Below are 11,811 nucleotides of genomic sequence, written 5' to 3'. Positions count from 1 at the left end.
TGGTTGGCTCATGGCGTTGGGCCAAAATCTCTAACTTATTTGAGAACGATTCAGGTTCTGTTCAGGCTTGATGCAAATACCAACGCCAGTCCTGCTCGCCGACCTCGCCCATGAACTGTCGATACTCGGCACGTTTTACTGCCAGGTACACACCGAGAAATTCACCGCCGAAGGCTTCCCGTGCCCAGCTCGAACCCTCCAGCGCTCGTAACGTGGTCAGCCAGTCAGTCGGCAACAGTTCCGTGGCCTGGGCGTACCCATTGCCCTCCACCGGCGCGCCAGGATCGAGTTGCTCGCGAATACCGCGATGGATCCCGGCCAGAATCGCCGCGGCCGCCAGATACGGGTTGGCGTCGGCGCCACAGATGCGGTGTTCGATATGCCGGGAAAACGCCGGCCCGCCGGGCACGCGCAAACTCACGGTGCGATTGTCCACGCCCCACGTAGGTGCCAGCGGCGCATAGCTGTTGGTTTGAAAGCGACGGTAAGAGTTGGCGTTCGGACAGAACAGCAGCAACGAATCGAGCAACGTGCTGAGCATCCCGCCGACCGCCTGTTTGAGCAGCGGAGTACCGTCCGCAGCTTCGCTGGCGAACAGGTTGTTGCCCTCCTTGTCCGCCAGGCTGACGTGCATGTGCATGCCAGTGCCCGCCAGGTCATCGAACGGTTTGGCCATGAAGCACGCCGTCATCCCGTGCTTGTGCGCCACGCCTTTGACCAGTCGTTTGTAGCGCACCGCTTCGTCCATCGCCTGCAAGGCGTCGGTGCGGTGTTCGAGGGTGATTTCCACTTGCCCCGGCGCGTATTCGGAAATCGCCGTGCGTGCCGGAATGCCCTGCAGTTTGCAGGCGCTGTAGAGATCGGCCAGAAACGGCTCGATCTGTTCCAGTTCACGCAATCCGTAGACTTGAGTCCCTCGCGGCCGTCCGCCATCGACATCCCGCGCCGGTTGCGGTCGACCGTTGCTGTCGCGCTGCTGATCCAGCAGGTAGAACTCCAGCTCCGCCGCCATCACCGGGTAATAACCGTCGGCCTGCAAGCCTTCGATAACTTTCGCCAGCAGATGCCGTGGATCGGCAATCGTCGCGGGCATGCCCTCCTTCGGGTGCATGCTGACCTGCACCGCCGCCGTAGGAATCAGCCGCCACGGCATGCGCGTCAAACTGCCGCTGATCGGGTACGCCCGGCAGTCGATATCGCCAACGTCCCAGACCAGACCGGAGTTTTCCACGTCATCGCCGTTGATGGTCAGGCCAAGAATGGTGCTCGGCAATGGCCGCCCGCTTTCGTACACCGCCAGCAACTCATCGCGGTGCAGCAACTTGCCCCGCGGTACACCGTTATTGTCGAGGATGAACAACTCGAACATCTCGATATCCGGGTTCTGTTCCAGAAAGGTCAGGGCTTCTTGCTTGGAGGCGAAAGATGTCGTGGCAACACTCATGGCAATTCTCTTATTTCCGCGTCAGGCAAACGCACAGGCGTCGCCGCTTTGATCCCGGCGCATCGCGCGGGACCTGTAAGAACAATCAACGGGAAATGCAGGAATCCGGTGGGCGCGCGTGACGGCAGTGCCACAGCGCCCAAAAGGCTAATTCGCAGGGAAGTGCGACGGGACAACCGTCCATAGAAAAAACCACAGAAAACAGATGAGCCGCAGCGTCACACGGGTAGATAAGCCGTTAAATCGGGATTTGAAGAACTTTGGTTGCGAGTTGGCTAAACATTCAACTTCCAAAACACCACTATCCAATGTGGGAGCGGCAGAGATATTTAATTTCTAAATACTGCTCCGGACTTTCTGATTTGCGGCCCGCAGGCCTCGCGCGCCTAATCGGCTCCTTGTCATTCAAGGCCCGATAGATGGAAAACGTTCGCGTAATCTCCCGCCCCGCCCTCTGGCTGATGTTCAGCATCATTCTTGTCGCCCTGAACCTGCGACCGACCATGGCCGCCGTCGGTCCTTTGCTGTCGGCGATTCGCGGCGACATTGCACTGAGTTTCAGCCTGGCCTCGTTGTTGACCATGCTGCCAGTGATGGCAATGGGGCTGGCGATGTTCTTTGGGCTGGGCGTCAGCCAACGAATCGGCGAACAACGCACCGTGGTGCTCTCGCTGCTGATCATCGGCGTGGCCACGGTATCGCGGTTATTCCTCGATTCGGCGGCCGAACTGATCCTCAGCGCCGTGCTGGCGGGTATCGGTATCGCGCTGATCCAGGCGTTGATGCCGGCGCTGATCAAATCCCGCTTCAGCGACAACGTTGCCGTCTGCATGGGGCTCTACGTCACGTCGATCATGGGCGGCGCAGCGATTGCGGCGTCGTTTGCGCCGCTGGTGATGATCCGCACTGGCAGCTGGCGCGTAGGCCTGGCGATCTGGGCGGCACTGGCGCTGGTAGCGCTGCTGTTTTGGTGCGTGCAACGTGAAAGGCTGCCGGCGCAGACTGCTCAGGCGCAGCGCAATGGCTCCTTCTTCGGCAATTCCCGCGCCTGGCTGCTCGCAATCTTCTTCGGCCTGGGCACGGCGTCCTACACCTGTGTATTGGCCTGGCTGGCGCCGTACTACGTGGAAAAGGGTTGGAGCGAACAAAACGCCGGGTTGCTGCTGGGTTTCCTGACCGCCATGGAAGTGTTGTCCGGCCTGCTGACACCGGCCATCGCCAATCGCAGCCGTGACCGGCGCGTGGTGCTGGTGGTGTTGCTGGCGCTGATCATGGCCGGTTTCTGCGGGCTTGTTCTCAGTCCGCAACACCTGGCTCTGTTATGGCCATGTCTGCTGGGGCTCGGCATCGGCGGACTGTTCCCGATGAGCCTGATTGTGTCCCTGGATCATCTGGACAATCCCCAGCGTGCCGGTGGCCTGACCGCGTTCGTGCAAGGCATCGGCTACCTGATCGCCGGTCTCTCGCCGCTGATTTCCGGGTTGATCCGCGATCAGCTCGGCAGCTTCGAATGGGCCTGGTGGTCACTGACCGGCGTCATGGCACTGATGATCCTGATGGTCTTGCGCTTCGATCCGCGGCATTACGCCCAACACATTCACTGACCCGGAAACCCCACCATGAAACACACCGGTTTCGCCGCCGCTCACGTCGGCATGCTGCTCTGGGCACTGTTGATCGCTGCATCGTTTTCGGCGGCAGCACAGGTCAGCCAAGCCATCGACCCGATCCTGCTGACCGGTTTGCGCCTGCTGTTCTGCGCCCTGGTATTTTTGCCGCTGCTGCTGTTCAAGGGCGATACCGCCATGACCGCCCGCGGACTGTTCGGCCATGCCGTGCTCGGCTTGCTGCTGGCGGTGTATTTCGGCTCGCTGTTCGAGGCGCTGCGCTATACCTCGGCGGTCAACACCGGGACGATGTTCACCTTGGTGCCACTGCTGACATTGCTGTTCGAAACCGTTTTGATGCCCGACAGCCACCTGAAACAACGGGTGCTGCCGATGCTGATTGCCGCTGCCGGGGCCGTGTTGCTGGTTTTGAAAGGCGCAGGCCCTGGTGAGCTGCCTTCGCTGTATGCAGTGTCGGTGTATGGCGTCGGTTGCCTGGCGATGGCGCTCTATTCGCCCCTGAGTCAACGGCTCAAGACTCGCAGCCTCAAGGGTCGCGGCCCGGTGGGCATGACGTTCTGGAACATGCTGTTCGGCGCGCTGTTTCTGCTGACATTCTGTGGGTTCAGCGGCGGCTGGCGATCGGCGTCATTGCTGACCGTGAGCGATTTCTGGTGGCTGATTTACCTGGCGGTGTTCGCCACGCTGGCGACCTTCTGGCTGCTGCATCGGGCCATCGGCGTTATCGCCCCCTCCTCGGTCATTTCCTACATTTACCTGAGCACACTGTTTCTTACATTGTTTCACTGGTTCTGGTTACGTCAGTCGCCACTGTCGCTGGAAATCATTGGCGCGCTGCTGGTCGGAGTCGGTATGTGGGCACTGCTGATGTCCAGTCGTCGAGGGGTGCCTGCCGCCGTTCAGGACTGAAGCCCTCTGGAATTGCCCCACAACTTTCCATGAAAACGCCTACAAGGCATTCTCCTGGCACCATCGTTCCGTTAGGATCACTCGCACAAGTTTGCGCACAGTCAGCGCAAGGAGCACAGCGAGACGAACGGATGTTGAACAGTAACTTGCTTAGAAAGCTCGATATGCAGGACCTCATGGTGTTTATCGCCGTGTATGAGCAAAGCAGCGTCAGCGGTGTATCCGAGGCGCTCTGCGTCAGCCAGTCCACCGTGAGTTACTGCCTGAAAAAGCTGCGTACCAGTTTCGAAGACGAGTTGTTCATCAATACCCGCGCGGGTATGCGCCCCACCTACAAAGCCAGCACCATGTACGCCCACGTGCTGAAGATCCTGGAAAGCATCAACCTGTGTCACGCCGGTGCGCCAGCATTCGACCCCACCCTGCAACCCGTCACCTTCAATATCTGCGCACCGGAATACTTCGAGCAGTTGATCCTGCCGCGCCTGTTGAAAAGCTTCGATTTCGCCGACCTTCCAGTCATGGTCAACATGCACAAGTTCGAAACCGATATTCCGGCCGAAGAACTGCGCGACGGCAGCCTCGACCTGGTGATTTGCTTCGGCCCGAACTTTCATCGCAGTCACGGCGATTTCAAATCCCGGATGCTGCTGGAGGACGACCTGGTCTGTGTCTTCGATAAACGTGCCACACCGCCGGAGCCGCGTTTAAGCCTGCAAGCCTTTGTTGAACGCCGGCACGTGTTCCCGACACCCTGGACCTCCACCACCAACATGGTCGACGGCTGGCTGGCGCAGCAGGCGCAAAAACGGCAGATCGTCGCGCGCTCCAACAGCTACAGCGCGGCACTGAAGATGATCACCGGCACCGACTTCATCCTGACCCTGCCTCGGCGTATCCAGCAATTGCTGGCCAACGACGCGATCTTCAATCATTGCGAAGCGCCCAACGGCTTGCCGGGTTTCAGCCTCGACATGCAGTGGAGCCAGAATGTCGATCAGGACAGCGCCAACACCTGGCTGCGCGAGCAAGTGGTCAAGGCCTGCACCGAGCAGGAAATGGCCTGAAACTCAGTGGCTGATGGCAATCTTGGTGTAGGACTCTCGATCGATGTCGAGGATTTCCACGGCCAGCTGGACTTCAATGTCCTTCGGCCATTCACACAGCTCCTGCACCACCGCCAGCAAACTTTCGGACAACTGCTGCTTGATCTGCGGCGAACGACCGCTCAACAGCGCCAGTTTCACATGCACAAAGGCTCGCTCACCTGACACCGTGCCGACCTTGAACGTCTCAACCTTCACCGCTCGGCTCTTGATGTCGTATTCGGCAGCAAACTGACCGGAAGCCACCAACGTATTATTGAGCCGGATCAACGCCACGTCGGCATTGAGCTCGGGCAGGTTGGCGGTGTATTCCATGTGCAGGTGAGGCATGACTGAGCTCCTGAAAGTGGGCAGAAAGATCGTACATATAACACAGCATCACCCTACTCACTCGGGCGGTAAAACCGCGCGTTCACTCATGAACGCCTCCAGCCGCGACCTCAACCAGCGCTCGGCCGGGTCGGTATCGACATGGCTGAGCCAGACCATCGACAGATCCAGGGTCGGCGTCTTGAACGGAAACGGTTCCTTGAACAGCTGGCCGGACGCGGCCATCGCTTCGGCGGCGTAGTCCGGCAGGCTGGCGATCAGATCGGTCCCTGCAAGCAAGGCCGGCAACGAGCTGTATTGCGGCACGGAAAGGACGACTTGGCGCGTACGACCAATCTCCGCCAGCCACTCATCGGCGTAACCACTGACATTGGCGGTGTGGGAAACCAGCACGTGCGGTCGTGCGCAATATTCATCGAGCGTCAACGGTGTGTCCGATGCGTCCGCGCGCAAAATGCTCGGCAGGATGTGCCGCAACAACTTGCGCTTGGCGTTGGCCGGCAGCCCGCGAGTCTGGCTGATACCAACGGTGATATCGCCGGACGCCAGCAAATCCGGAATCCGCCAGTAATCGACATGCTGCACCACGAACACCACCTTGGGTGCTTCCTGGCGCAAGGCACGCAGCAATGGCGGCAGCAGGCCAAACTCGACATCGTCCGACAGCCCGATACGAAAGGTCATGGTGCTGCTGGCGGGGTCGAAATCATGGGTCAGGCTCAATGCCACCGACAACGAATCCAGCGCCGGCGACAGGTGCAAAATAATCTCCTCGGCCCGCGCCGTCGGCTCCATACGATGGCCGACGCGAATGAACAGCGGGTCGTTGAACATCGTGCGCAAGCGATTGAGCGCCGAACTGATGGTCGGCTGGCCGAGAAACAACTTTTCAGCCACCCGGGTGACGTTGCGTTCGAGCATCAGCGTTTCAAACACCACCATCAGGTTGATGTCGGCCTTGCGTAGTTCGTTACGATTCATCCACTGACCCCGCTCCCAAATCTGATGACAGTTTAGGTAGCTGTCGCAATCGGCGTCTATGCGACTCAAGCAGTTTGTGTTTAATCCGCAATCCGGCAGCGGCACTCATAACCATGAGACCGCCCGTTGAAACGAAGCTGCTCTGGCTGAGCAGCTTCACCACCTGAAGCCTAGATTTCCTTGACCGGGGTCTGATCATGGGTCCCTTTGATCAAACTGATGGCATGCACACAATCAGACTTGTTGACGTAAGCCTCCCCACTGGCAATCGTTTCATGGTTACCCGCCCTCAAACGCCACCGCCATTGACCTTTGCCGGTCTGTGCGATGCCACGGGTTTGCCTGTAAATCTCGAAATACATTGCTCGCTCCTTGCGATTGCTGATGACGGCAGATCAGTGATCTGCGAAACGAGAGTAGATGAGGTTTTTTTGCAGCAGGGTCTTTCAATGTCAGGGGATGTTTCGCAGATTCAGCCTTGATTGGCGGGACGACCAACAGATTCGGGGGGCGGTAAATTGGGTGACTGCGCTGAGTAACTTTTCCCTTGAAGAAGCATATTTTTCTTACGCTGCGATGCTATCTGGTCCGACGCAAAAACGCTGATTCAAGCCGTTGGTGATCGCCCGGCAATACATGCCTTACAGACTGTTCAGTGATTTTTCTGCTGAGTTGAATCGTCAGCTGACAGGGTCAAAGGCTGTTCTTCCATCACCACGGCATCTTCCTCAAGGTCGGTTTGAGGTTGAGCCGCTACCGTGGTGGTGACTGGGTCAGGATGGGGCAGAAACCCCCGCACAAGCCTTTCAATCAGTGACAGGATTCCATAGGTGACGAAGCCAAAGATCAGTCCAACCACCAAAATGCTCAAAGGGTGCATCTGCGCTGCATCGGGGCTTTCCAACATGTAGCTGAAAGCCTGAACAGCAACAGCCAGGCATGCCGCAAATGCTGCCACCAGCTTCACAAACACCCAAATCCGTCGCCATCTGTTCATGCATTCCCCCGTCATCCGGTGATTTGCCCTGTATTGCATGATAGCTAATGACCAGGGTTACACCGTAAGCCAGAACAAACTGATGTGGGATCGGCGCAATCTGTTTGATCGAAATCACTCATCGATACAGCGTATCTTGGCGGAGGTAGCGGCAACGCGGCTGCGGGGGTGCGAGGCGCTAGAGGCCTGTGCCAAACAAGGATTTCGAGGCTCATGATGAAAACCACCGACAAGTCAGATGGCACTTCGGTTACTGCGCCAATCAAGAAAACGTCAACCGGCAACGTTTGGCGCACCATGCCTGGCGGCATCTGGGCGCTGGGCTTCGTCTCGATGCTGATGGACATCTCCTCAGAGATGATCCATGCATTGTTGCCGCTCTACATGGTCACCGTACTAGGGACCTCCGTTTTGGCGGTGGGTCTCATCGAAGGCATAGCCGAGGCTACGGCCTCGATCACCAAGGTATTCTCCGGGGCACTCAGCGATCGATTGGGCAAGCGCAAACTGCTCGCGGCGTTGGGCTATGGGTTGGCGGCACTGTCCAAACCGATCTTTCCTTTGGCGGGCTCGCTGGACTGGCTGATCGGGGCTCGCTTTATCGACCGCATTGGCAAAGGTATTCGCGGCGCCCCGCGCGATGCGTTGGTGGCCGATATCACGCCGCCCGCGATACGGGGCGCAGCTTTCGGCCTGCGGCAAACGCTGGATACCGTTGGTGCATTCCTGGGGCCGTTGCTGGCGATCGGGTTGATGTGGCTAACCGCGAACCACTTCCAGACCGTGTTCTGGGTGGCCGTCATCCCGGCCTTCCTTGCCGTCGCGGTGCTGCTGGTGTTCGTTCATGAACCCAAAGCAGTGGAAGGGACGTACCGGGTGCGTGCGCCTTTGAGCCGACGGGAATTAGCCCGACTGGGCGCTGGTTACTGGTGGGTGGTGGGTGTCGCTGCAGTGTTCACCCTGGCGCGTTTCAGCGAAGCCTTTCTGATATTGCGCGGCCAGGCCGTCGGGCTCGCGCCGATGTGGGCGCCAGCGGTGCTTGTCCTGATGGGGGTGGCGTACTCACTGTCAGCCTATCCCGCCGGGGCCTTGTCTGATCGTGTCAGCCGCGTGGCGGTGCTCGGCGCAGGTCTGATATTGCTGATTGCTGCCGACCTGACGCTGGCGTTCGCGCCGGGTATCGGAGGCCTGGTCGTCGGCGTCGTTCTATGGGGGCTGCACATGGGGTTTACCCAAGGGATATTCGCCGCCCTGATCGCCGATTGCGCGCCGGCTGAACTGCGCGGGACGGCATTTGGCATGTTCAACCTGTTGACCGGGTTGGCCTTGCTGCTGGCCAGCGTCATCGCTGGAGCGCTGTGGGACACGGTAGGCTTCCAAGGCACGTTCTTGATGGGTGGCGGCTTTGCTGCTCTGACGTTGCTGGGATTGTGGGTGATCCAGGCGAGAGTTCAGGTTCGATAGCAAAGGGCGATATCACCTGTGTTTCGCGAGTAAGTCGTACCGTTCGCCGGCGAAACAGTCGGCAAATTTGCCCTAAACGAAACGCCAGAAACGAAAAAGCCCCTGAAATCTTTAACAATTTCAGGGGCTTAGTCTTATTCAATAATGGCGGAGAGATAGGGATTCGAACCCTAGGTACCGGTGAAGGTACAACGGATTTCGAATCCGTCCCATTCGGCCACTCTGGCATCTCTCCAACGGCGCGCATCATAACAACACTTTTGCCGGAAGCGAACCCCCTAAGCGAAATTTTTCCGTGCTATCAGATGCTTGCGTCGATTAAAGCGGTACGCCCAAACGATTGGCGACTTCTTCGTAGGCTTCGATGACGTCACCGAGGCCCTGACGGAAGCGGTCCTTGTCCATTTTCTTGCCGGTGGCCTTGTCCCACAGACGGCAGCCGTCCGGGCTGAATTCGTCGCCCAGGACGATAGAGCCGTCGGAGAACACGCCGAACTCCAGTTTGAAGTCGACCAGCAGCAGGCCGGCGTCGTCGAACAGTTTGCTCAGGACTTCGTTGACCTTGAGCGACAGTTCTTTCATGCGAACCAGTTGCTCAGCGGTGCCCCAACCGAAAGCCACGACGTGGGATTCGTTGATGAACGGGTCGCCCTTGGCGTCGTCCTTCAGGAACAATTCGAAGGTGTAAGGGTTGAGCTTCATGCCCTCTTCGACGCCCAGGCGCTTGACCAGGCTGCCGGCGGCGTAGTTACGCACGACGCACTCGACCGGGATCATGTCGAGCTTCTTCACCAGGCATTCATTGTCGCCCAGCAGTTTGTCGAATTGGGTCGGCACGCCGGCTGCTTCGAGTTTCTGCATGATGAAGGCGTTGAACTTGTTGTTCACCATGCCTTTGCGGTCGAGCTGCTCGATGCGCTTGCCGTCGAACGCCGAAGTGTCGTTGCGAAACAGCAGGATCAAGCGGTCAGCGTCGTCGGTCTTGAAAACCGATTTGGCTTTGCCGCGGTAGAGTTCTTCACGTTTTTCCATGATGGGCTCCGCTTGCTAAGTAGGTGGGCTAGGCGATGTGTCGCCAGTCGAGCCCTGAATCTTGATCGGCCAGTTGCAGCCAGTCCGGGTCGCACCCGAGGGTGTCGACAAAACATTGCCGGGCCAGCTGCGGCAGGTTGTTCTTGCTGCTCAGATGGGCCAGGACCAGGTGTTGCAGGCCTTGCCAGCCCAACTCGGACACCAGGAATGCCGCCTGATGGTTGTTCAAATGCCCCAGTTCACCGCCTACCCGTTGCTTGAGAAAGTACGGGTAGTGACCGCGAGCCAGCATGTCACGGCAATGGTTGGACTCGATCATCAACGCATCGAGATCCCGATAGCCGTCCAGCACCTTGTTGCAATACGAGCCCAGGTCGGTCAACAGGCCGAAGCGCCGCTCACCGTCACTGAAGACGTATTGCGTCGGTTCCTGTGCATCATGGGCCACCGCAATGACGCCGATGCTCAGTGCGCCGATCTGCAGTTGCTCGCCGCCGGCCAGAAGGCCAGCCGGTTCAATTGGTTTGCGCATCCCGCGCAGGGTACCGCGACTGAGGTAGACAGGCAGATTGTAGCGCCGAGACAGCAAACCCACGCCATGCACGTGGTCGGCATGTTCGTGGGTCACGAGTATCGCACTCAACTGCGCCGGGTTAACCCCCAGGCGCAGCAGACGCTTTTCGGTTTCCCGCAGGGAGAAACCACAATCCACCAGCACATACGTGTCAGCGCTGGCTATCAGCGTGCCGTTCCCTTGGCTACCGCTGCCGAGAACGGCAAAACGCATGTGATCAGCCCAGGTTGTCCTGAATCACGCTCAATACCTTGCGCGCCACATCGGCCGGCGCCACGGTGTTGATGTTTTTCTCGACGGTGACCTGGACGTTTTCGCCAACCTTGCTCAGGCGAACCTGATAACGCTCGGCACGGGCTTCAACTTCTTCCTTGTTCGGCTTGCTGCCGAACAGGCCACTGAAGAAACCTGGCTTCTCGTCCTTCTTCTCGGCTTTTTCGGCCAGGTTGATGTAGTACAGACCCAGGCTGCGGTTGATGTCTTCAACGCGCCATTCGCCCTGTTCCAACGCACGACCAACGCTCGACCAGGCACGATCCAGGTCGGTGCCGACGTTCAGGACAGGGTTACCGCTGCCGTCTTCGCTCAGGCTGACACGACTTGGCGTATCGGAGTCACGCGAAGCCAGCATGGAGACCGAACCGCCCTTCTCCGAGGTGCGGCTCATGCTCGCGAGCATGTCGTCGACCAGTGCCGCGTCCAGGCCAGTGTTGACCGAACGGTTGGTGAAGGCCACGTCGGAGGTGCTACCGGCAGGACGCTCGGCGCTGACCACGTAGATTTCACTGGTGTTGCGCTGCACGCCTGGCTCGATGCGGACCCGCACGCGGGTTTCGCTGTCAGCGCCGACACCGGCTGCGCTCAGGCGCTTGGCCATTGCAGCGGACAGTTCGTCGGAATGCTGCCAGGTGGTAGTGAATTCGCCGGTTTGCGGACGCTGTTCGTCCAGACGGAAACCGTTGTCCTGAAAGAACTGCACGGCCACTGGCCAGACTTCGGCCGGCGGGTTCTGAGCGACGATCCAACGCGAATCACCGGTCTTTTGCAGGGAGTAGGCGCTGGCGTCAGCCGCTGCCGACAACGGCTGCGGACGAGGAACGATGTACTCGCCCTTGACGGAGTCATCGGCCACGTTGCGCGGGATCGGCAACAGCGGATCCAGACGTTTGGCAGTGCTGACATCCGGCGGCAGTTGCATGGGTGCAGTCTGTTGCGCTTCCAGGTAATCGCTACCGCGGTCACGGAAATAACCTTCCGGGCCCCAGACCCATCCGCAGCCACTGGTGCTGGAGATGATCAAGGCAAGTGCGGAAAGTCCGGCCAATCGCTTCATGCGTAGTACTTCC

12 protein-coding genes and 1 tRNA gene are annotated in these 11,811 nt (G+C 59.0%); 4 read left to right on the top strand and 9 right to left on the bottom strand.

What is annotated here, in order from left to right; genetic code table 11:
• Positions 1-61: 61 nt before the first annotated feature.
• Positions 62-1,444, bottom strand: coding sequence for a glutamine synthetase family protein (locus IB252_RS02630; protein ID WP_192406636.1), 1,383 nt, complete (start codon positions 1,442-1,444; stop codon positions 62-64).
• A 419-nt stretch (positions 1,445-1,863) separates the two neighbouring features.
• On the opposite strand from IB252_RS02630, the gene IB252_RS02625 reads away from it, so the two are divergent.
• The 3 genes from IB252_RS02625 to IB252_RS02615 all read left to right on the top strand — a co-directional run bounded on the left by IB252_RS02625 (position 1,864) and on the right by IB252_RS02615 (position 5,048).
• A complete protein-coding gene (locus IB252_RS02625) occupies positions 1,864-3,048 on the top strand; it encodes a cyanate transporter (protein WP_192406634.1) in 1,185 nt (394 codons plus the stop codon).
• 15 nt (positions 3,049-3,063) lie between these two features.
• Complete coding sequence (locus IB252_RS02620) at positions 3,064-3,981, top strand: DMT family transporter (RefSeq protein ID WP_192406633.1); 918 nt, start codon at positions 3,064-3,066, stop codon at positions 3,979-3,981.
• Positions 3,982-4,112: 131 nt separating this feature from the next.
• Complete coding sequence (locus tag IB252_RS02615; RefSeq protein ID WP_008153104.1) at positions 4,113-5,048, top strand: LysR family transcriptional regulator; 936 nt, start codon at positions 4,113-4,115, stop codon at positions 5,046-5,048.
• Positions 5,049-5,051: 3 nt separating this feature from the next.
• Here IB252_RS02615 and IB252_RS02610 read toward each other — a convergent pair whose 3' ends face one another.
• From IB252_RS02610 to IB252_RS02595, 4 genes are all read right to left on the bottom strand, one after another.
• On the bottom strand, positions 5,052-5,417 hold the full coding sequence (locus tag IB252_RS02610) for a 5-carboxymethyl-2-hydroxymuconate Delta-isomerase (RefSeq protein WP_192406631.1): 366 nt from the start codon (positions 5,415-5,417) through the stop codon (positions 5,052-5,054).
• Positions 5,418-5,474: 57 nt separating this feature from the next.
• Entirely contained in the window at positions 5,475-6,398 is a 924-nt protein-coding gene (locus IB252_RS02605) for a LysR family transcriptional regulator (RefSeq protein ID WP_192406629.1), read from the bottom strand.
• Between the two features lie 170 nt (positions 6,399-6,568).
• A complete protein-coding gene (locus IB252_RS02600; RefSeq protein WP_008074435.1) occupies positions 6,569-6,760 on the bottom strand; it encodes a YegP family protein in 192 nt (63 codons plus the stop codon).
• Between the two features lie 290 nt (positions 6,761-7,050).
• Positions 7,051-7,395: a hypothetical protein gene (locus tag IB252_RS02595; protein WP_192406627.1), complete on the bottom strand. Its 345-nt coding sequence runs from the start codon at positions 7,393-7,395 to the stop codon at positions 7,051-7,053.
• A gap of 297 nt (positions 7,396-7,692) precedes the next feature.
• Between IB252_RS02595 and IB252_RS02590 the strand changes: the two genes are divergently transcribed.
• Positions 7,693-8,859, top strand: a complete 1,167-nt coding sequence (locus IB252_RS02590; protein WP_192407565.1) for an MFS transporter — start codon at positions 7,693-7,695, stop codon at positions 8,857-8,859.
• A 145-nt stretch (positions 8,860-9,004) separates the two neighbouring features.
• Here the strand turns inward: IB252_RS02590 and IB252_RS02585 are convergent.
• The 4 genes from IB252_RS02585 to bamC form a co-directional block, all read right to left on the bottom strand.
• Positions 9,005-9,094: transfer RNA gene (locus IB252_RS02585), tRNA-Ser, on the bottom strand.
• Between the two features lie 83 nt (positions 9,095-9,177).
• A complete protein-coding gene (gene purC, locus IB252_RS02580) occupies positions 9,178-9,891 on the bottom strand; it encodes a phosphoribosylaminoimidazolesuccinocarboxamide synthase (RefSeq protein ID WP_008034929.1) in 714 nt (237 codons plus the stop codon).
• 28 nt (positions 9,892-9,919) lie between these two features.
• Positions 9,920-10,678 carry an MBL fold metallo-hydrolase gene (locus tag IB252_RS02575; RefSeq protein WP_008153089.1) on the bottom strand — a complete coding sequence of 253 codons (759 nt, stop codon included), beginning with the start codon at positions 10,676-10,678 and terminating at the stop codon, positions 9,920-9,922.
• A 4-nt stretch (positions 10,679-10,682) separates the two neighbouring features.
• Positions 10,683-11,798 (bottom strand): outer membrane protein assembly factor BamC, encoded by a 1,116-nt coding sequence (gene bamC / locus IB252_RS02570; protein ID WP_111450826.1) that lies wholly within the window; start codon positions 11,796-11,798, stop codon positions 10,683-10,685.
• Between the last annotated feature and the right edge of the window lie 13 nt (positions 11,799-11,811).

The sequence above is a fragment of the Pseudomonas sp. PDM10 genome, assembly GCF_014852295.1.
Classification (GTDB): domain Bacteria; phylum Pseudomonadota; class Gammaproteobacteria; order Pseudomonadales; family Pseudomonadaceae; genus Aquipseudomonas.
Note: the sequence above shows the minus strand (reverse complement) of the source record. Positions and strands in the feature narration are given on the sequence as shown.